This is a genomic window from Nocardia camponoti, assembly GCF_014646135.1.
GTDB classification, from domain to species: Bacteria; Actinomycetota; Actinomycetes; order Mycobacteriales; family Mycobacteriaceae; genus Nocardia; species Nocardia camponoti.
The window spans coordinates 674,318-695,055 of sequence record NZ_BMMW01000002.1 but is presented as its reverse complement, the minus strand read 5'-3'; the positions used below and the strand labels follow the sequence as shown (position 1 = coordinate 695,055).

Genomic DNA, 20,738 nt, shown 5'->3' with positions numbered 1-20,738 from the left:
CCGACATGACCGCTCGGCGAACAGCGGACGAATTACCCCTGCCGCTGTTTGCGGCGAATCAGCACGAGCAGCGGCAGCGCGATCGCCCAGACAACGACGATCACCGAGGCGGCGGGGACAACAGCGACGCTCGCGTCACGCCCGGCAACGCGAACGAGGTCGGGGTCGTTGGTGCTGTATTCGACGTTGATGCGCATGCCAGCGGTGAGGTTGGTCGGATACAGAATGCCGACCTTGGGATTGTGGGTCACGCCGTCGGGCGTCACGTAGCTCACCGCCGACCGCAACCGGCCGGCCGAAATCACTTCACCCGAGGTCACGCCGCGATTGTGCGAGATTTCCAGGTCGTTGCGCCATGCCGCCAACACCAGCAACACCATCAGCACGCTGATAGCTGTCGCGACGATCAGCACGGCCCGCCGCGCCCGTCGCAGGCGTGTGGTCCGCCCAAGCGACTGACTGGTTTCCGACACCCCGCCACCCTATAAGGCCCCTGGACTAGCGTGTGCGGGCATGTCCCGAAAATTCAGCTTCACCGTGCAATACGCAGTCCCGGTAGAAGAGCTTCACCGGGCGATTACCGACGATGCGGTTTGGCACGCGCGCTTCGCCGAAACCGACACCGCCACCCTCGACCTAACCCATCCCAACGGGCCAGAAACCATTCGCATTCATATGACCGAAAGGCCAGCAAAGGACAAGGTTCCCGGCCTGGTGCGCAAGGTGATGAAATCCGATTTGGTGCTTGAACGCACCGACAATTGGGGCCCGCTGACCGGCGAAACCGCGAGCGGCGAATTCGTCGGCAACACCGGTGGCATCACCACCGAAATGTCTGGCACCTACGAACTGCGCCCCACCGCTGAGGGGTCCGAGATCGAGGTTGTCGGCACCGTCACCGTGAAGGTGCCGTTCGTCGGCGGCGCGATCGAACCGCTCGCCGAACAGCTCCATCAGCGGGTGCTCAACTCAGAGCGGAAGTTCATCGAAAACTGGTGTGTAAGCGCTTAATTCACGCGAACGGCGCGAGTTCGTCAGCGCGCAGTGACGCCCGGCCCGCGGCTCGCCACGCGCGGGCCGTGAGGTCATCGTCTTCCTCTGTGACGAGGTTGCCCATCACACGCACCGCGGTTCGCATGAGGTAGCTCGACCGCATCACCGGCGGGCCGCCGAGCGGAACCATGCGCGGGTGGGTCGCGAGCCCGGCGAGCCTGCGCGCGACCGAGAACGTGCGCCCGTAATGGCTGCGTAGCGTTTCCGGCCACACCACACTCAAATCAGGCTCATCGAGCAGGTCAGCGAGCAGTCGACCACCTTCGAGCCCGTAATCGATGCCCTCGCCATTGAGCGGATTCACACACCCGGCGGCGTCGCCAACGAGCGCCCAGTTCGGGCCAGCCACCCCCGACACCGCGCCGCCCATCGGCAACAGCGCCGACGCGACCGCCCGCAGTTCTCCTTCGAAACCCCACTCTTCGCGTTGGGTTCGCGTGTAATGCTCGATCAGCGGCTTCAACGCCACATGCGACGGGCGCGCCTCGGTGGCAAGCGACCCAACGCCGATGTTCACCTCACCATTGCCAAGCGGGAAGATCCAGCCATAGCCGGGCACCAATTCGCCTGAGGCATTGCGCAATTCGAGATGCGACGAAATCCAACTGTCGTCGTGGCGTGCCGAGCGGATGTACGCGCGGGCCGCGGTGCCGTAGGCGAAACGGCGATGCCAGGTGCGGCCCAACTGTTTTCCGATCGGCGAGCGGACGCCGTCGGCGACGATGAGCGTGTTCGTGCGAACCGTGTGCGTCGCGTCGCCAACGCGAACGACGACGCCCGTGACGCGGTCGCCGTCACGAAGCAGCTCAACGACTTTCGCCCCGTCGACCATGTGCGCCCCCGCTTTAATCGCGGTCTCGCGCAGCTTGTCGTCGAGTTCGGTTCGGGGAACGGCACTTCCGTACGTGGGGAACGACCCGCCCGGCCACGGCAGCAACGCTTCCTTGCCGAAACCCGCCATCCGCAGACCGTGATTGACCGTGTGCGCGCGCACCCAGTCGCCTAAACCGAGCTTTTCCAACTCCAACGTCGCGCGCGGAGTGAGGCCGTCGCCACAGGTTTTATCGCGCGGGAACACCGCGGAATCGAGCAACAGCACCGCGCGACCAGCACGCGCCGCCCACGCCGCAGCCGACGAACCCGCAGGTCCAGCGCCTACAACGACGATCTCAGTGGTCGCGGGCAGCGGCGGGTGCGCGGTTGCGGAGGAATCGGTTGAACCCATGGCTCAATAGTGGCACCAACGAGCGCTATGCGAGAGTGTCGGGTACACCGGGTATACACGCTAGGTTGCTACCCGTCGGGGTCGGACGCATCGCTGGGAGAAGATAATGAGCACATCGGCTGTGAGCGAGGAATCCACCGTGGTTGCCGGAGTCGATCTCGGCGACCCCGAACTCGCCGCGACCGTCCGTGAAGCGCTTGCCGCGGTCGAGCAACTGCTTGTCGCTGAGCTTTCCGACGGCGAAGAGTTTTTGCACGAAGCCGCGCTGCATCTCGCGCGCGCTGGCGGCAAGCGGTTCCGTCCGCTGTTCACCGTGCTCACCGGCCAACTTGGGCCCAAACCAACCGATCCCGCGTTGGTCACCGCCGGCACCGTTGTCGAATTGGTGCATTTGGCAACGCTTTATCACGACGACGTGATGGACGAAGCGCCCGCGCGTCGTGGTGCGGTCAGCGTCAACGCGCGGTGGGGCAACAACATCGCGATCCTCGCTGGCGACTACCTGTTCGCGCACGCGTCGCGGCTCACGTCCACGCTTGGTCCGGACGCGGTGCGCATTATCGCCGAAACTTTCGCTGAACTGGTCACCGGCCAGATGCGAGAAACCATGGGCGCCAAGGGAATTCAGGACCCGGTCGAGCATTACCTGCGCGTGGTGTGGGAGAAGACCGGCTCGCTGATCGCCGCGTCGGGTCGCTTCGGCGGCACGTTCTCCGGTGCCGACACCGAACAGGTCGAGCGACTCGCACGCCTCGGCGACGCCGTCGGCACCGCGTTCCAGATCTCTGACGACATCATCGACATCGCGTCCTCAGCCGAGCAGTCGGGCAAAACGCCAGGCACCGACCTGCGCGAAGGCGTGCACACGCTGCCCGTCCTCTACGCGCTGCGCGGGAACGACGCCGACGCCGAACGTCTTCGCGTTTTGCTCGCGAAGCCGCTGGAGACCGACGCCGAAGTCGACGAAGCGCTCGAACTGCTGCGTCGCTCGCCCGGCATGGCACAGGCGAAGGCGAAACTCGCCGAGTACGCCGACCTCGCCGACGCCGAACTGGCCGCGCTACCGGCGGGCCCTGCCAACGACGCGCTCACCCGACTCGTTCGCTACACCATCGAACGGGTCGGCTAAGCGTCAGTCGCGCCCGTCACGCTCGGAACTTGGCCGATCTGGCAAACGTTGGATTGCCATGTCGTCATCGCATTCGTCCCTTACGAACGGGATCAAGACCTTCGGGCTGATGGTCGCGATGTCAACGCTGATCGTGGTCATCGGGGCCATGTTTCGCAGCCCAACGATCCTGTTCATCTCGGTGCTACTCGCGGTCGGGATGAACGTCTACGCCTACTTCAACAGCGACAAGCTGGCGTTGAAGGCCATGCACGCGCAACCGGTCAGCGAACTGGAAGCGCCGGTCATGTATCGCATCGTGCGGGAGTTGGCAACGGCGGCACGACAGCCGATGCCGCGCCTCTACATCTCGCCGACGGCGTCGCCGAACGCCTTCGCCACCGGGCGAAATCCGCGTCACGCCGCGGTCTGTTGCACCACCGGAATTTTGAATGTGCTCGATGAACGCGAACTACGCGCGGTACTTGGGCACGAACTGTCCCACGTCTACAACCGCGACATTCTGATTTCGTCAGTGGCGGGCGCGCTTGCCTCGGTGATCACCGGGCTGGCCAACCTTGCCTTTTTCGCAGGGGCGTTCGGCGGGCGCGGCAACGGCGAAGGGCCGAATTTTCTCGGGATGGTCCTGGTTTCGCTACTAGGCCCGATCGCCGCGACCCTGATAAAGCTGGCCGTTTCCCGGTCGCGGGAGTATCAGGCCGACCAATCCGGTGCCGAACTCACCGGCGACCCGCTCGCGCTCGCTTCCGCGCTGCGCAAAATCGAACGCGGCGTGCAATCGGCGCCACTGCCGCCCGAGCCCAAGCTCGCGACCGAGTCGCATCTGATGATCGCCAACCCGTTCCGCATGGGCGAACGCGGAACGCGCCTGTTTTCCACCCACCCCCCGATGGCCGACCGCATCGCACGACTAGAACGGTTGGCGCGTGGCGAAGACCACGGGCCAACCGGCTAGCAGCTAGCGGTAGTTCACAAACTGCAAGGCGATACCGAAATCCTCGCCCTTGAGCAGCGAAATTACCTCTTGTAGATCGTCGCGCTTCTTGCTGCTTACCCGCAGCTCCTCGCCTTGAATCTGCGCCTTGACGCCCTTGGGGCCCTCGTCGCGGATCTTCTTCGAGATCTTCTTCGCCTTCTCCGCGTCAATCCCCTGCACCAATGTGCCGGTGATCTTGAAAACCTTGCCCGACGCCTGCGGCTCGCCCGCTTCGAACGCCTTGAGCGAGATATCGCGGCGGATCAGCTTCTCCTTGAACACGTCCAAAGCGGCGACAACGCGCTCTTCGGCATTGGCGGTAAGGACGATCTTCTCCTCACCCGACCACTCGATCGCCGCGTCGGTGCCCTTGAAGTCGTAGCGCGAACCCAGCTCTTTCTCCGCCTGATGCAGCGCGTTATCGACCTCCTGACGATCGACCTTGCTCACCACGTCGAATGACGAATCGGCCACACCGCACTCCTGTCGTTGGTTGCACACCCGATGCACGTTCTGTCTCCGCGACCGACCATCAACGGTCGTCGCGCCCAAACAGTTGTACCCGCTAAGGTTGCCCAAGGGTGCAAACGGGGCACTTACGCAGGCGGTTTGCATTATTGCCGGGGGTTCGTTGTAGGATTCTGAACGCACCGAATGCGGCGCACACGGCAGATTGCCCGAGCGGCCAATGGGAGCGGACTGTAAATCCGTCGGCGAAAGCCTACGTAGGTTCGAATCCTACATCTGCCACAACGAACCCCGTCAGTCTTAACGAGACTGGCGGGGTTCTTTGGTTTGGGGGAGTGGCTTGCTGTTGCTCGCGTTTGTCTGGAAAACGTGCTCTCACCTGGCGATTTGGTACTCATCGTATGCGTTGTGTAATGTTCTCTCTCGACGCCGGAGCACGGAGTCAGGGATCAGTCCGCTGATGCAGACACTGTGCCACGAAGTCATGCCCCCTTAGCTCAGTCGGTAGAGCGTTTCCATGGTAAGGAAAAGGTCAACGGTTCGATTCCGTTAGGGGGCTCGCCGGATTGCCGGTGGTGACGCCAACCTACCGAGCGGCATCATCGTGATAGGTCCGCCGTGGCGGTGTAGCTCAGTCGGTAGAGCAAACGACTCATAATCGTTGTGTCGCCGGTTCAAGTCCGGCCATCGCTACCAATAACGACTCAAGCCCACCCGGAAAGAAGGCAAATCGTGGCCGCGAAGTCCACCGATGTCCGGCCAAAGATCACCTTGGCCTGCGAAGAGTGCAAGCACCGCAACTACATCACCAAGAAGAACCGGCGCAACGACCCGGATCGTCTTGAGCTGAAGAAGTTCTGCCCGAACTGCGGAACCCACCGGGCGCACCGCGAATCGCGCTAATTTCAAGCAGCACAGTTTTACGCAAAGGTCGGACGAAAGTCCGGCCTTTGTGCTTTTTGTGGGTAGGTTAAGGTCGCGTATGTGACTGTCAACACCGGAACCGATGAAGCGGCACTGCTCGAAACAGGCGCAACCTTCGACCCGGCCGCACACGCGGCGTCGATGGTCGGCCACCACTACCGCGTAGACGATTTCTACGAGGTTGGTCGCGAGAAGGTACGCGAATACGCCCGAGCCGTACAGGACTACCACCCGGTGCACTGGGATGAAGACGCCGCCGCCGAGTACGGATACGAGGGCCTACTCGCCCCGCTCACGTTCATTTCCCTCGCCGGCTTGCTCGCCCAGCGCAAGTTGTTCGAACAGGTTGTCACCGGTTACGACCTGAGCCAGGTCATGCACACCGATCAGATTCTTGAGTTCCACCGACCCGTTCACGTTGGCGACAAACTCACCTGCGATGTGTATCTGCATTCCTTCCGCCAAGCCTTCGGCGGCGACATCATTGTGACGAAGAACATCGTCACTGCCCAAGACGATGAGCTGGTGCTCACGACCTACACCACGCTGGTCGGGCGCAGCGGTGGCGACATCGACCCGGAAATGTCGACCGCGGTTCGCAATGTGCTCATGCACGGCCTTGGCGAACAGAACGCGACGCCGGTCATCCCCATCGACGAGCACGCCGCTATCACGCCCGATCCGGTCACCAAAGAACCGGCGCCGACCGTCACAACGCACGCGCGCGCCTTCGACAGCGTCGCCGTCGGTGACGAGCTGCCACCGCGCAAAGTCCGCATCTCGCGCGGCGATTTGGTCAACTACGCGGGCGTCTCCGGCGACGCCAACCCCATCCACTGGTCCGATGAGGTCGTCAAGCTCGTCGGCCTCGACGACGTTGTCGCCCACGGCATGCTCACGATGGGCATTGGCGGCGGATTCGTCAGCTCGTGGCTTGGCGACCCGGGCGCGGTTCGCGAGTACAACGTGCGCTTCACGAGCCCGGTTTACGTCGGCGCGCAGACGCCAGCTGAGGTGGAATTCACTGGCAAGGTGAAGTCGATCGACCCGGAAACGCGCACGGCCGTCATCGCCATCGTCGCGAAGTCGGCGGGCAAAAAGATCTTTGGTCGCGCGACAGCCACCGTCGCGCTGTCGGCTTAGCCCGCTGACCAGGGTTTCGGCGAGCACGCGGCATCGGATTGGCAATTTCGGCGTCGCGTGCTCTACACTCGGAAATCTGGGGTCGAGCTCCTGCGCAGTACAAGCGCGGGTGCGAAGTCCCAGAAGCTGAGGCTGGATTTACCGCAAGCGGTTTATCCGTCCAAAGGGGCGTAGCTCAATTGGCAGAGCAGCGGTCTCCAAAACCGCAGGTTGCAGGTTCAAGTCCTGTCGCCCCTGCAACAATGCCTAGCGACGAGAAGGGATCGACGTGAGCGACGAGCGGGATACCGACGCCGAACAAGGCGACGACACCGCCGCTGCCACTCGGCCGAGCGGCAAGCGTGGCACCCGGCGGGTGCGCGGCTCCGCGTCATCGGACGCTGCGGATTCCGGCGCGGTCGCCACTCTCGACCGGCCAGCGCGGGCCAAGTCCGCTTCGCGCAAGGCCGCGAAAGACAAAGCAGCGCGCCGCAATCCGTTCGCGGCCCTCCTTGAGTTCCTGAAGCAAGTTGTCTCGGAACTGCGCAAGGTCATCTGGCCCAACCGCAAGCAGATGGTCACCTACACGACCGTCGTTTTGGTGTTCGTGGTCTTCATGGTCGCGTTCATCTACGGGATTGATGTGGCGTTCATCTCGGGTGTCGACTGGCTGTTCGGCTAACTGCCGAGCCCCGCGCACCGCCCGGTTCGCGATTTTCACGCGGATAATTGATGGAACTAGCGCGCCCGAAACCCAACGACGTACGCAGACGACACAGGAAGCGAGTGCCTCAGTGAGCACCCCGGAGAACGAAACCAACGACGAGTTCCCGGTCGACGACACCCTGGCCGACAACGCACTCCCTGAGGTGGAGACCACCGACGTGGTCGCCGAAGCCGAAGCGATCGAAGAAGAGGCCGCCCTCGTCGAGGACGTGCCGACCGAGGAAGATCCCGAAGCGGATCCGATCGCGTCGATGAAGCTCAAGCTGCGCCGCCTGCCCGGCGACTGGTACGTCGTGCACTCCTACGCCGGTTACGAGAACAAGGTCAAGACCAACCTTGAGACCCGCGTGCAGAACCTCGGTCTTGAGGACTACATCTTCCAGGTCGAGGTCCCGACCGAAGAGGTCACCGAGATCAAGAACGGTCAGCGCAAGAACATCAACCGCAAGGTGCTGCCGGGCTACATCCTCGTTCGCATGGAACTCAACAACGAGTCGTGGGGCGCGGTTCGCAACACCCCCGGCGTCACCGGCTTCGTCGGCATGACCGGCGGCGGTCCCGGCGCGAAGCCGACCCCGCTCACCATCACCGAGGTCGTGAAGTTCCTTGTCCCGGCTGCCAAGCAGGTCAAGAAGACCGCTGGCGCTACCGCTGGTGCCACCAACGAGTCCGGCGATGTGGCTGCCAAGCCGATCATCGAGGTCGACTTCGAGGTTGGCGAGTCGGTCACCGTCATGGACGGCCCGTTCGCGACGCTGCCCGCTTCGATCTCCGAGGTCAACGCCGAGCAGCAGAAGCTCAAGGTGCTCGTTTCGATCTTCGGTCGCGAGACGCCAGTCGAGCTCGGCTTCAACCAGGTCTCCAAGATCTAGTTTTTCCAAACTCCGCAAACGGCACCGCTTTTCGGCGGTGCCGTTTCGCGTTGCAAGACCCGATTGCTGGGTTTATGCCGTCATTCGGTAGAGTGTGATGGTTCGTGCTCTGATTCCCCGCACTTTTAGGCGGGTCCTGTCGTGCGCGGATACGAGGCTTACGGCACCCGTAAGGAACCGACCCAAGAAAGCCAAGGAAGAAAGATGCCCCCCAAGAAGAAGAAGCTCGCCGGGATCATCAAGCTGCAGATCCAGGCCGGCGCCGCTAACCCGGCTCCGCCGGTTGGTCCCGCGCTTGGTCAGCACGGCGTGAACATCATGGAGTTCTGCAAGGCGTACAACGCCGCGACCGAGTCGCAGCGTGGCAACGTCATCCCGGTCGAGATCTCGGTTTACGAAGACCGCACGTTCGACTTCAAGCTGAAGACCCCGCCTGCCGCTCGCCTGCTGCTCAAGGCCGCTGGTGTGCAGAAGGGCTCGGCTGAGCCGCACAAGACCAAGGTCGCCAAGGTCACGATGGACCAGGTCCGCGAGATCGCCAAGACCAAGGCCGAGGATCTCAACGCCACTGATCTCGATCAGGCCGCCAAGATCATCGCTGGTACCGCGCGTTCGATGGGTATCACCGTCGAAGGCTGAGCCTCGCGCTCATGTGGGAGGGCCGGCCAGGCCCGACGCAACCACGTCTGAACTCGAAACATTAAGGACAGAAAATCATGGCAAAACGAAGCAAGGCGTACCTCGCCGCTGCTGAGAAGGTCGACCGCGACGCGCTGTACTCGCCGCTCGCTGCCGCCCGTCTCGCCAAGGAGACCTCCTCCACCAAGACCGACGCCACCGTTGAGGTTGCCGTCCGTCTCGGCGTTGATCCCCGCAAGGCCGATCAGATGGTCCGTGGCACCGTCAACCTGCCGCACGGCACCGGTAAGACCGCCCGCGTCATCGTCTTCGCCGCTGGCGAAAAGGCGTCCGAGGCTGAGGCCGCTGGCGCCGACGCCGTTGGCGCTGAGGACCTGATCGAGCGCATCCAGGGCGGCTGGCTCGACTTCGACGCCGCGATCGCCACCCCGGATCAGATGGCCAAGGTCGGCCGCATCGCGCGTGTCCTCGGCCCGCGTGGTCTGATGCCGAACCCCAAGACGGGCACCGTCACCAACGATGTGACCAAGGCCGTCAACGAGATCAAGGGCGGCAAGATCAACTTCCGCGTCGACAAGCAGGCCAACCTGCACTTCGTCATCGGCAAGGCGTCCTTCGACGATGCCAAGCTGGTGGAGAACTACGGTGCCGCGCTTGAGGAGATCCTGCGTGTGAAGCCGTCGACCGCTAAGGGTCGCTACGTCAAGAAGATCACGGTTTCGACCAACACCGGCCCGGGCATCCCGGTGGACCCGAACCGCACCCGCAACCTCCTCGACGAGGATGCGTGAGCTTCTAGCTAGCGCCTAGCGTGAGCAGCGGAGCGGGCATGTGCTTTCGAGCACGTGCCCGCTTTCGCTTTCTCGGCGACGCACCAATCACGTTGTCGCGCATCAGTTTTCGCTAACGCGACCCCCGTTTTGGCAGATGGGGGTAGGTGCGGGTACAGTAGTCCATGGTCATACGGGATGTGCATACATCCTCGGAGACCAACCCATCGTTCTACCGAAGACCGTAGGTCGTTGATGTTCGGGTTCGCCCGAGATCAATCGAAGGTCCAGCGACATTGCTGGCGGCCCACGCAGGTTGAGCTGAGGCCGAGAATATTTCTTATTTTCACGCCCCGGTACGCCCTGCGTCCGGGGCGTTCGTTTTGTCGCTGGCCCCTGAAACTCGGTAGTGCACCACGAACCGACATCAGAGAGGAGGCGAAGTATGGCTAAGCCTGAAAAGGTCACCGCTGTCGCGGAGATCGCGGAGCAGTTCAAGAACTCGACGGCCACCGTTGTCACGGAATACCGTGGTCTTTCGGTCGGCAAGCTCACGGAGCTGCGTCGCGCGCTCGGCGCGGGGGCTACCTACTCCGTCGCCAAGAACACCCTGGTCAAGCTCGCTGCCGGTGAAGCCGGCGTCGTGGGCCTTGACGAGCTGTTCGTCGGCCCGACCGCTATCACCTTCATCGAGGGTGAGCCGGTCGACGCTGCCAAGGCGATCAAGCAGTTCGCCAAGGAGAACAAGGCCCTCATCATCAAGGGCGGGTACATGGACGGCAAAGCGCTGTCCGTGGCCGAGGTCGAGCGTATCGCTGACCTCGACTCGCGCGAGGTGCTGCTTGCCAAGCTCGCTGGCGCGTTCAAGGCCAAGCCCGCACAGGCCGCAGGCCTGTTCAACGCTCCTGCTTCGCAGATCGCCCGGCTCGCCCAGGCCCTGCTTGAGAAGCGCACGAGCGAGGGTGGCGCCCCTGCGGCCGAGCCCGCCGCGGCCGAATAAGACCACTAATACCCGCTTTGGGCCGTGTGTAGCGGCCCGAAGTACCACATCGGAAGGAACACCATCATGGCTAAGCTGAGCACCGAAGAACTGATTGGCGCTTTCAAGGAGCTGACCCTGCTCGAGCTCGCTGAGTTCGTCAAGGTCTTCGAGGAGACCTTCGAGGTCACCGCCGCTGCCCCCGTGGCCGTCGCCGTTGCCGGTGGCGCTGCCCCGGCCGAGGCCGCCGAAGAGCAGGACGAGTTCGACGTGATCCTCGAGTCGGCTGGCGACAAGAAGATCCAGGTCATCAAGGTCGTCCGTGAGATCGTCTCGGGCCTGGGCCTCAAGGAAGCCAAGGACCTCGTCGAGGGCGCCCCGAAGCCGATCCTCGAGAAGGTTGCCAAGGACGCCGCCGAGGCTGCCAAGGCCAAGCTCGAAGAGGCCGGCGCCAAGGTTGCGGTCAAGTAATTCCGCGCTTCGCGTTTTTCAAACAGGCGGTCCCATTTTTGGGGCCGCCTGTTTGTTATTCACCCCAACGTGCGAAAGTGATACACGCTGTACCGACCGGTTGGGGTTACCCTTGCGTCAAGTAGGGGTGTGCCGCGTCTCACCGATGGGTTACAGTGACCCGACCCACAGAGTCGTGACGCATCTTCATGATGTGAGCGCGCGGATGCAGGGTGGGGTGCTCGCAGGGATCAATGGAGGTAGTCGTGGGCGTCGAGGTCAGGACTGAGGGCGTAACTAAGTCCTTCGGTTCGCAGCGTATTTGGCAGGACGTGTCCATCACGCTCCCATCGGGTGAGGTGAGCGCGCTGCTCGGCCCATCGGGTACGGGTAAGTCCGTGTTCTTGAAGTCGCTTATCGGGCTGTTGCGTCCGGAGCGTGGGTCGATTTTCATCGACGGAACCGATATCACCACTTGTTCGAACAAAGAGTTGTACGAGATCCGTAAGTTGTTCGGCGTGCTGTTCCAGGACGGCGCGCTCTTCGGCTCGATGCACCTGTTCGACAATGTGGCGTTCCCGCTTCGGGAACACACTAAGAAGTCGGAGAGCGAAATCCGTCGCATTGTGATGGAGAAGCTTGAGCTAACCGGTCTGCTCGGTGCTGAGCACAAGCTGCCCGGCGAGATCTCCGGTGGTATGCGCAAGCGTGCCGGGCTGGCTCGCGCGCTTGTTCTCGACCCGCAGATCATCCTGGTCGACGAGCCTGACTCGGGCCTCGACCCGGTGCGTACGTCGTACCTGGCACAGCTGTTGATCGACATCAACGCCCAGATCGACGCGACGATCCTCATCGTCACGCACAACATCAACCTGGCTCGTACCGTGCCCGACAACATCGGCATGCTCTTCCGTCGCCAGCTGGTCATGTTCGGCCCGCGCGAGGTGCTGCTCACCTCCGAAGAGCCGGTGGTCAAGCAGTTCCTCAACGGCCGCATGATCGGCCCGATCGGTATGTCCGAGGAGAAGGACGAAGCTCAGATGGCCCGCGAGCAGGCCATGGTCGACGCCGGTCACCACCACGGTGGTGCCGAGGAGATCGAGGGCATCATCCCGCAGATGAAGGCAACGCCGGGTATGCCGGTTCGACAGGCGGTCATCCGTCGTCGGGCGCGTGTGCGCGAAGCGCTGCACACCCTGCCGCACGCCGCTCAGGTCGCGATCCGCGAGTCGCTTGAAGAAGACAACGACGACACGCAGGTGATGGCCGCTTACGGTAGCGACCAGTCGAGCATCTTGAACAAGGGTCACTAGTACCCGCTCATCGCCTCGCAGGCGCGTTTTCGCACGCGAAGGGCCCGTCGGTCACCAACCGGCGGGCCCTTCGCTGTGGGCGGCGTCTGTGTGAATTGCTCCGCCACTTGACGCGCCGCGCTGTAACCGTCACCCTATTCACAACAGCGACAGCTGTTAGCAGGGGTTCGGCGCCAAGATTCCTCAACGCAGCCAGCGATAGAGGACTTCGGCGCGTTAGCCGTGTGCTCGGCCACACGGATGGTATGTTGACACGCTCGTGTCAATAGGTGTAAGTTTGGACGTTGCGCTGGCTGCCTCCTGTCCACACCTTTATTCGCACACGAAAGTTCCACCCTTCCGGTGTTACTTCCGTTGCTGCTTGTTCTGGTTTCGTTCGGGCTGTCACCAGCGAGAATCTCAACAAAGTAGCAGGTAAGCGACGGTCGCGGACCACCACGCGACGCGCGTGAGGTGCTGGAAGGACGCATCTTGGCAGTCTCCACCCAGACCAAGGCTGGAATCCCCGGAGCCCCTGAGCGGGTTTCTTTCGCGAAAATCCGTGAGCCCTTGGAGGTGCCCGGACTTCTCGACCTACAAACAGATTCATTCGCCTGGCTGGTCGGTTCTCCCGACTGGCGTGAGAAGGCTGCCGCACGCGGCGACGTCGGCCTCGCCGGCGGCCTCGAGGAGGTGCTCGAGGAGCTCTCCCCGATTGAGGACTTCTCCGGCTCAATGTCGCTGTCATTCTCTGACCCTCGTTTTGAAGAGGTCAAGGCCTCGATTGACGAGTGCAAAGAGAAGGACATGACCTACGCGGCGCCGTTGTTCGTCACCGCGGAATTCATTAACAACAACACCGGCGAGATCAAGAGCCAGACGGTGTTCATGGGCGATTTCCCCATGATGACCGACAAGGGCACCTTCATCATCAACGGCACCGAGCGTGTCGTTGTCTCGCAGCTGGTCCGTTCCCCGGGCGTCTACTTCGATCACAGCATCGACAAGACCACCGAGAAGGACCTGCATTCGGTTCGAGTTATCCCGTCGCGTGGCGCGTGGCTCGAATTCGATGTCGATAAGCGCGACACCGTTGGTGTCCGTATCGACCGCAAGCGTCGTCAGCCGGTCACCGTGCTGCTCAAGGCCCTCGGCCTCACGTCGGAAGAGATTGTCGAGCGTTTCGGCTTCTCCGAGATCATGATGTCGACCCTGGAGAAGGACAGCACTCCCGGCCAGGACGAGGCGCTGCTCGATATCTACCGCAAGCTGCGTCCGGGCGAGCCGCCGACGAAGGAGTCGGCGCAGACCCTCTTGGAGAACCTGTTCTTCAAGGAGAAGCGCTACGACCTGGCGCGAGTCGGTCGCTACAAGATCAATAAGAAGCTCGGCATCAACCTCGACAAGCCGGTCACTTCCTCGGTGCTTACCAAGGAAGACATCGTCGACACGATCGAATACCTCGTGCGTCTGCACGCGGGTGATCGCACGATGACCGCGCCTGGCGGCGAAGAGGTTCCCGTCGAGGTCGACGACATCGACCACTTCGGTAACCGTCGTCTTCGTACCGTCGGCGAGCTGATCCAGAACCAGATCCGCGTCGGCCTTTCGCGCATGGAGCGCGTTGTCCGCGAGCGTATGACCACTCAGGACGTCGAGGCGATCACGCCGCAGACCCTGATCAACATTCGCCCGGTCGTCGCCGCGATCAAGGAGTTCTTCGGAACTTCGCAGCTGTCGCAGTTCATGGACCAGAACAACCCGCTTTCGGGTCTCACCCACAAGCGTCGTCTTTCGGCGCTTGGCCCCGGCGGTCTGTCCCGTGAGCGCGCTGGCCTTGAGGTTCGTGACGTTCACCCGTCGCACTACGGCCGCATGTGCCCGATTGAGACCCCGGAAGGCCCGAACATCGGCCTGATCGGTTCGCTTTCGGTGTACGCGCGGGTCAACCCGTTCGGCTTCATCGAGACGCCGTACCGCAAGGTTGTCGACGGCAAGGTCACTGATGAGGTCAAGTACCTCACCGCTGACGAAGAAGACCGTTACGTTCGTGCGCAGGCCAACTCGCCGGTCGACTCCGAGGGTCGCTTCATCGAGGAGAAGGTCCTCGTCCGTCGTGCGGGCGAAGAGGTCGAGTTCGTCACCCCGGCTCAGGTCGATTACATGGACATCTCGCCGCGCCAGATGGTGTCGGTCGCGACGGCCATGATTCCGTTCCTTGAGCACGACGACGCCAACCGTGCCCTCATGGGCGCGAACATGCAGCGTCAGGCTGTCCCGCTGATCCGTTCCGAGTCCCCGATCGTGGGTACCGGTATGGAACTGCGTGCCGCTGTCGACGCTGGCGACGTTGTCGTCAACGAGAAGTCGGGCGTTGTCGAAGAGGTCTCGGCCGATTACGTCACCGTGATGGCCGACGACGGCAGCCGCAAGTCCTACCGGATGCGCAAGTTCAACCGCTCTAACCAGGGCACCTGCTCCAACCAGCGCCCCATCGTCGATGAGGGTCAGCGCGTGGAGAAGGGCCAGGTTCTGGCCGACGGTCCGTGCACCGAAAACGGTGAGATGGCCCTTGGTAAGAACCTGCTCGTCGCGGTTATGCCGTGGGAAGGTCACAACTACGAGGACGCGATCATCCTGTCGCAGCGCCTCGTTGAAGACGACGTGCTCACCTCGATTCACATCGAAGAGCACGAGATCGATGCCCGCGACACCAAGCTTGGTGCCGAGGAAATCACCCGTGACATCCCCAACGTCTCCGATGAGGTCCTCGCTGACCTCGACGAGCGCGGCATCATCCGTATCGGTGCTGAGGTCCGCGACGGCGACATCCTCGTCGGCAAGGTCACGCCTAAGGGCGAGACCGAGCTCACCCCCGAGGAGCGCCTGCTGCGCGCGATCTTCGGTGAGAAGGCGCGCGAAGTGCGCGACACCTCGCTGAAGGTTCCGCACGGTGAGTCGGGCAAGGTCATCGGCATTCGCGTGTTCTCGCGTGAAGACGACGACGATCTGCCTCCCGGCGTCAACGAACTGGTCCGTGTTTACGTTGCCCAGAAGCGCAAGATCCAGGACGGCGACAAGCTCGCCGGTCGCCACGGCAACAAGGGCGTTATCGGCAAGATCCTCCCCGTTGAGGACATGCCGTTCATGCCTGACGGCACCCCCGTCGACATCATCCTGAACACCCACGGTGTTCCGCGTCGTATGAACATCGGCCAGATCCTGGAAACCCACCTGGGTTGGATTGGTAAGGCCGGTTGGGAAGTGCCGATCGGCGAAGACGGCTCGCGTCCCGAATGGGCCGCGTCGCTGCCCGAGGAAATGCTTGGCGCTCCTGCCGACAGCAACATCGCCACCCCGGTGTTCGATGGTGCCAAGGACAACGAGCTCACCGGTCTGCTCGGCTCGACCCTGCCGAACCGTGACGGTGAGCGCATGGTCAACGAGAACGGCAAGGCCACGCTGTTCGACGGTCGTTCGGGTGAACCGTTCCCGTACCCGGTCGCGGTCGGTTACATGTACATCCTGAAGCTGCACCACCTGGTCGACGACAAGATCCACGCCCGTTCGACCGGCCCGTACTCGATGATCACGCAGCAGCCGCTGGGTGGTAAGGCGCAGTTCGGTGGTCAGCGTTTCGGCGAAATGGAGTGCTGGGCCATGCAGGCCTACGGCGCGGCGTACACGCTGCAGGAACTCCTGACCATCAAGTCCGACGACGTTGTCGGTCGCGTGAAGGTTTACGAGGCCATCGTCAAGGGCGAGAACATTCCGGAGCCGGGCATTCCGGAGTCGTTCAAGGTGCTCCTGAAGGAACTTCAGTCGCTGTGCCTCAACGTGGAAGTGCTGTCTTCGGACGGCGCCGCGATCGAGATGCGTGATGGCGATGATGAGGATCTGGAGCGCGCCGCGGCGAACCTGGGCATCAACTTGTCCAGGAACGAAGCGGCAACCGTCGACGATCTGGCGAACTAGTTAGGCAACCGGGTCGGTGCGCGCAGGGATGTGAGCACCGACCCGACGCCGGGCCCCGAGCACGTGTTGCTCGGTGAGAATCTTATGAATGACGACCCGAATAGGGGAAAGGAAGTTACGTGCTAGACGTCAACTTCTTCGACGAACTCCGGATCGGCCTTGCCTCCGCCGACGACATCCGCCAGTGGTCCTACGGCGAGGTCAAGAAGCCGGAGACCATCAACTACCGCACGCTCAAGCCAGAGAAGGACGGCCTGTTCTGCGAGAAGATCTTCGGACCTACTCGCGACTGGGAGTGCTACTGCGGCAAGTACAAGCGCGTTCGCTTCAAGGGCATTATCTGTGAGCGTTGTGGCGTCGAGGTGACTCGCGCCAAGGTGCGTCGTGAGCGGATGGGCCACATTGAGCTCGCCGCGCCGGTCACCCACATCTGGTACTTCAAGGGCGTTCCTTCGCGCTTGGGTTACCTGCTCGACCTTGCGCCGAAGGATCTGGAAAAGATCATCTACTTCGCCGCTTACGTCATCGTCGGTGTCGACGAGGAGCTGCGTCACAACGAGCTCTCCACGCTCGAAGCCGAGATGGAGGTCGAGAAGAAGGCTGTCGCCGATCAGCGCGACGCCGACCTCGAGGCTCGTGCGCAGAAGCTCGAAGGCGACCTGGCTGAGCTTGAGGCCGAGGGTGCCAAGTCCGACGTCCGCCGCAAGGTCAAGGACGGCGGTGAGCGCGAAATGCGTCAGATCCGCGACCGCGCCCAGCGTGAGCTGGACCGGCTCGACGAGATCTGGACCACCTTCACCAAGCTGTCGGTGCAGCAGCTCATCGTTGATGAGGTGCTTTACCGTGAGCTCGTCGACCGTTATGGCGAGTACTTCACCGGCGCGATGGGCGCGGAGTCCATCCAGAAGCTGATGGAGAACTTCGACATCGACGCCGAGGCCGAAAAGCTGCGCGAGACCATTCGTAGCGGCAAGGGCCAGAAGAAGCTGCGCGCGCTCAAGCGACTCAAGGTCGTCGCGGCGTTCCAGGCCAACGGCAACTCGCCGATGGGCATGGTCCTCGACGCTGTTCCGGTGATCCCGCCGGAGCTTCGTCCGATGGTGCAGCTCGACGGTGGACGTTTCGCGACGTCGGACCTCAACGATCTCTACCGTCGCGTCATCAACCGCAACAACCGGTTGAAGCGACTCATCGACCTCGGTGCGCCCGAGATCATCGTCAACAACGAGAAGCGCATGCTTCAGGAGTCGGTTGACGCGCTGTTCGACAACGGTCGTCGTGGTCGTCCGGTTACCGGTCCCGGTAACCGTCCGCTCAAGTCGCTGTCGGATCTGCTCAAGGGCAAGCAGGGTCGTTTCCGTCAGAACCTGCTCGGCAAGCGTGTCGACTACTCGGGCCGTTCGGTCATTGTTGTCGGTCCGCAGCTGAAGCTGCACCAGTGTGGTCTGCCGAAGCTGATGGCGCTTGAGCTGTTCAAGCCCTTCGTCATGAAGCGTCTTGTCGACCTCAACCACGCGCAGAACATCAAGTCGGCTAAGCGCATGGTCGAGCGTCAGCGTCCCCAGGTGTGGGATGTCCTCGAAGAGGTCATCGCCGAGCACCCGGTGCTGCTGAACCGCGCGCCCACGCTGCACCGCCTTGGTATTCAGGCGTTCGAGCCCCAGCTGGTTGAAGGCAAGGCCATTCAGCTGCACCCGCTCGTGTGTGAGGCGTTCAACGCCGACTTCGACGGTGACCAGATGGCCGTGCACCTTCCGCTTTCGGCGGAGGCGCAGGCTGAGGCGCGCATCCTGATGCTGTCGTCGAACAACATCTTGTCGCCCGCGTCGGGTCGTCCGCTCGCCATGCCGCGTCTTGACATGGTCACGGGCCTGTTCTACCTGACTCGTCTCGACGAGAACGGTGCTGGCACGTACAAGCCTGCCAGCACGGATGAGCCGGAGCAGGGCGTTTACTCGTCGCCTGCCGAAGCGCAGATGGCGGTCGACCGCGGTGAGCTCACCGTGCGTTCGCTGATCAAGGTTCGCCTTACCGATCAGCGTCCGCCGCGGGAAATCGAAGCGGAACTGTTCCCTGACGGCTGGAACCGTGGCGACGCGTGGCTTGCCGAAACGACGCTGGGTCGCGTGATCTTCAACGATCTGCTCCCGGCCGACTACCCGTTCATCAACGAGCCGATGCCGAAGAAGCGTCAGGCAACGATCATCAACGACCTCGCTGAGCGTTACCCGATGATCGTCGTCGCGCAGACCGTCGACAAGCTCAAGGACGCTGGCTTCCACTGGGCTACGCGTTCGGGTGTCACCGTCTCCATGTCGGACGTTCTCGTTCCGCCGGAGAAGGCCGACATCATGGAGCGGTACGAGGGCATGGCCGATCAGATCGAGAAGAAGTACCAGCGTGGTGCTCTCGATCACCAGGAGCGCAACAACGCCCTGGTCAAGATCTGGCAGGAGGCCACCGAAGAGGTTGGTCAGGCGCTGCGCTCGCACTACCCGCCGGACAACCCGATCATCACGATCGTCGACTCCGGTGCGACGGGTAACTTCACCCAGACTCGTACCCTCGCGGGTATGAAGGGCCTGGTGACGAACCCGAAGGGCGAGTTCATCCCGCGTCCGATCAAGTCCTCGTTCCGTGAGGGCCTGACCGTGCTTGAGTACTTCATTAACACGCACGGTGCTCGTAAGGGTCTCGCCGATACCGCGCTTCGTACCGCGGACTCGGGCTACCTGACCCGTCGTCTTGTCGACGTGTCGCAGGACGTCATCGTTCGCGAAGAGGACTGTGGCACTGAGCGCGGCATTGTTGTGCCGATCGCTGAGAAGGCCGCTGACGGCACGATCATTCGTGACCCGCACGTGGAAACCTCGACCTACGCCCGCACGTTGGCGCAGGACGCGGTCGACGCGAACGGCAACGTCATCGTCGCGAAGGGCGCCGACCTCGGCGACCCCGCGCTCGAAGCGCTGCTTGAGGCCGGTATCACCGAGGTGAAGGTGCGCTCCGTGCTTACCTGCACCACCGGCACCGGCGTTTGCGCCACCTGCTACGGCCGCTCGATGGCCACCGGCAAGCTCGTCGACATCGGCGAGGCTGTCGGTATCGTCGCCGCGCAGTCGATTGGTGAGCCTGGCACCCAGCTGACCATGCGTACCTTCCACCAGGGTGGCGTCGCTGGCGACGACATCACCGGCGGTCTGCCGCGTGTTCAGGAGCTCTTCGAAGCCCGCGTTCCCAAGGGCAAGGCACCTATTGCCGAGGTCTCGGGTCGCGTGCGTCTCGAAGACGACGACCGCTTCTACAAGATCACGATCATCCCTGATGACGGGTCGGACGAAGTTGTCTACGACAAGCTCTCGAAGCGTCAGCGTCTGCGTGTCTTCAAGCACGACGACGGCACCGAACGCCTGTTGGCCGACGGTGACCACGTTGAGGTTGGTCAGCAGCTGCTCGAAGGTGCTGCCGACCCGCACGAGGTGCTGCGTGTGATGGGTCCGCGTCAGGTGCAGGTCCACTTGGTCCACGAGGTCCAAGAGGTCTACCGGTCGCAGGGCGTGTCGATTCACGACAAGCACATCGAGGTCATCGTGCGTCAGATGCTGCGTCGCGTCACGATCATCGACTCGGGTTCGACGGAGTTCCTGCCCGGTTCGCTCACTGAGCGTGCCGAGTTCGAGAACTCGAACCGTCGCGTTGTCGCTGAGGGTGGCGAGCCCGCTTCGGGTCGCCCGGTGCTGATGGGTATCACGAAGGCGTCGCTCGCGACGGATTCGTGGCTGTCGGCAGCGTCCTTCCAGGAAACGACTCGTGTCTTGACGGACGCGGCAATCAACTGCCGTTCCGACAAGCTGATCGGCCTGAAGGAAAACGTGATCATCGGCAAGCTGATCCCGGCCGGTACCGGCATCAACCGTTACCGCAACATCCAGGTTCAGCCCACCGAGGAAGCACGCGCCGCCGCTTACGCGGTGCCGTCGTACGACGACACGTACTACAGCCCCGACAGCTTCGGCTCGTCGACCGGCGCCGCAGTGCCGTTGGACGACTACGGCTTTAGCGATTACCGCTAACTAGGTCGTGCGAACGCCCCGCTCTTGCATCCGAAGAGCGGGGCGTTTGTCGTTTGTGGGTTCGG

General features: G+C 62.7%; 17 protein-coding genes and 4 tRNA genes. 18 read left to right on the top strand and 3 right to left on the bottom strand.

The window, feature by feature from the left end; genetic code table 11:
- Positions 1-32: 32 nt before the first annotated feature.
- Entirely contained in the window at positions 33-473 is a 441-nt protein-coding gene (locus IEX78_RS11200; protein ID WP_188828837.1) for a DUF3592 domain-containing protein, read from the bottom strand.
- A 40-nt stretch (positions 474-513) separates the two neighbouring features.
- On the opposite strand from IEX78_RS11200, the gene IEX78_RS11195 reads away from it, so the two are divergent.
- Entirely contained in the window at positions 514-1,011 is a 498-nt protein-coding gene (locus IEX78_RS11195) for a DUF2505 domain-containing protein (protein ID WP_188828836.1), read from the top strand.
- A gap of 1 nt (position 1,012) precedes the next feature.
- On the opposite strand, the gene IEX78_RS11190 is transcribed toward IEX78_RS11195, so the two are convergent.
- Positions 1,013-2,278, bottom strand: coding sequence for a geranylgeranyl reductase family protein (locus tag IEX78_RS11190; protein WP_188828835.1), 1,266 nt, complete (start codon positions 2,276-2,278; stop codon positions 1,013-1,015).
- Between the two features lie 106 nt (positions 2,279-2,384).
- On the opposite strand from IEX78_RS11190, the gene IEX78_RS11185 reads away from it, so the two are divergent.
- On the top strand, positions 2,385-3,407 hold the full coding sequence (locus IEX78_RS11185; protein ID WP_308426533.1) for a polyprenyl synthetase family protein: 1,023 nt from the start codon (positions 2,385-2,387) through the stop codon (positions 3,405-3,407).
- 58 nt (positions 3,408-3,465) lie between these two features.
- Positions 3,466-4,362, top strand: a complete 897-nt coding sequence (gene htpX / locus IEX78_RS11180) for a zinc metalloprotease HtpX (RefSeq protein ID WP_188828834.1) — start codon at positions 3,466-3,468, stop codon at positions 4,360-4,362.
- Between the two features lie 3 nt (positions 4,363-4,365).
- On the opposite strand, the gene IEX78_RS11175 is transcribed toward htpX, so the two are convergent.
- Complete coding sequence (locus IEX78_RS11175; protein ID WP_188828833.1) at positions 4,366-4,857, bottom strand: YajQ family cyclic di-GMP-binding protein; 492 nt, start codon at positions 4,855-4,857, stop codon at positions 4,366-4,368.
- Positions 4,858-5,050: 193 nt separating this feature from the next.
- Here IEX78_RS11175 and IEX78_RS11170 point away from each other — a divergent pair.
- The 15 genes from IEX78_RS11170 to IEX78_RS11100 all read left to right on the top strand — a co-directional run bounded on the left by IEX78_RS11170 (position 5,051) and on the right by IEX78_RS11100 (position 20,673).
- Positions 5,051-5,133, top strand: a tRNA-Tyr gene (locus tag IEX78_RS11170).
- A 204-nt stretch (positions 5,134-5,337) separates the two neighbouring features.
- A tRNA-Thr gene (locus tag IEX78_RS11165) sits at positions 5,338-5,410 on the top strand.
- A gap of 61 nt (positions 5,411-5,471) precedes the next feature.
- A tRNA-Met gene (locus IEX78_RS11160) sits at positions 5,472-5,547 on the top strand.
- A gap of 36 nt (positions 5,548-5,583) precedes the next feature.
- Positions 5,584-5,754: a 50S ribosomal protein L33 gene (rpmG, locus tag IEX78_RS11155; RefSeq protein WP_019049401.1), complete on the top strand. Its 171-nt coding sequence runs from the start codon at positions 5,584-5,586 to the stop codon at positions 5,752-5,754.
- Between the two features lie 81 nt (positions 5,755-5,835).
- Positions 5,836-6,918 (top strand): fused (3R)-hydroxyacyl-ACP dehydratase subunits HadA/HadB, encoded by a 1,083-nt coding sequence (locus tag IEX78_RS11150; protein ID WP_308426532.1) that lies wholly within the window; start codon positions 5,836-5,838, stop codon positions 6,916-6,918.
- A gap of 164 nt (positions 6,919-7,082) precedes the next feature.
- A tRNA-Trp gene (locus IEX78_RS11145) sits at positions 7,083-7,155 on the top strand.
- Between the two features lie 31 nt (positions 7,156-7,186).
- Positions 7,187-7,579 (top strand): preprotein translocase subunit SecE, encoded by a 393-nt coding sequence (gene secE, locus IEX78_RS11140; protein WP_188828832.1) that lies wholly within the window; start codon positions 7,187-7,189, stop codon positions 7,577-7,579.
- Between the two features lie 112 nt (positions 7,580-7,691).
- Positions 7,692-8,495, top strand: a complete 804-nt coding sequence (gene nusG / locus IEX78_RS11135; RefSeq protein WP_188828831.1) for a transcription termination/antitermination protein NusG — start codon at positions 7,692-7,694, stop codon at positions 8,493-8,495.
- A 204-nt stretch (positions 8,496-8,699) separates the two neighbouring features.
- Positions 8,700-9,134, top strand: coding sequence for a 50S ribosomal protein L11 (gene rplK / locus IEX78_RS11130; RefSeq protein WP_019049397.1), 435 nt, complete (start codon positions 8,700-8,702; stop codon positions 9,132-9,134).
- A 77-nt stretch (positions 9,135-9,211) separates the two neighbouring features.
- Positions 9,212-9,925, top strand: a complete 714-nt coding sequence (gene rplA / locus IEX78_RS11125; protein ID WP_188828830.1) for a 50S ribosomal protein L1 — start codon at positions 9,212-9,214, stop codon at positions 9,923-9,925.
- A 424-nt stretch (positions 9,926-10,349) separates the two neighbouring features.
- Positions 10,350-10,904, top strand: coding sequence for a 50S ribosomal protein L10 (gene rplJ / locus IEX78_RS11120; RefSeq protein ID WP_188828829.1), 555 nt, complete (start codon positions 10,350-10,352; stop codon positions 10,902-10,904).
- Between the two features lie 66 nt (positions 10,905-10,970).
- Complete coding sequence (rplL, locus tag IEX78_RS11115; RefSeq protein WP_188828828.1) at positions 10,971-11,354, top strand: 50S ribosomal protein L7/L12; 384 nt, start codon at positions 10,971-10,973, stop codon at positions 11,352-11,354.
- A 233-nt stretch (positions 11,355-11,587) separates the two neighbouring features.
- The gene (locus tag IEX78_RS11110; RefSeq protein WP_308426531.1) at positions 11,588-12,646 is read left to right on the top strand and encodes an ABC transporter ATP-binding protein; all 1,059 of its coding nucleotides are present in this window, start codon (positions 11,588-11,590) and stop codon (positions 12,644-12,646) included.
- Positions 12,647-13,099: 453 nt separating this feature from the next.
- Positions 13,100-16,600, top strand: a complete 3,501-nt coding sequence (rpoB, locus tag IEX78_RS11105) for a DNA-directed RNA polymerase subunit beta (RefSeq protein ID WP_188828827.1) — start codon at positions 13,100-13,102, stop codon at positions 16,598-16,600.
- 119 nt (positions 16,601-16,719) lie between these two features.
- Positions 16,720-20,673 carry a DNA-directed RNA polymerase subunit beta' gene (locus IEX78_RS11100; protein WP_188828826.1) on the top strand — a complete coding sequence of 1,318 codons (3,954 nt, stop codon included), beginning with the start codon at positions 16,720-16,722 and terminating at the stop codon, positions 20,671-20,673.
- Positions 20,674-20,738 lie beyond the last annotated feature (65 nt).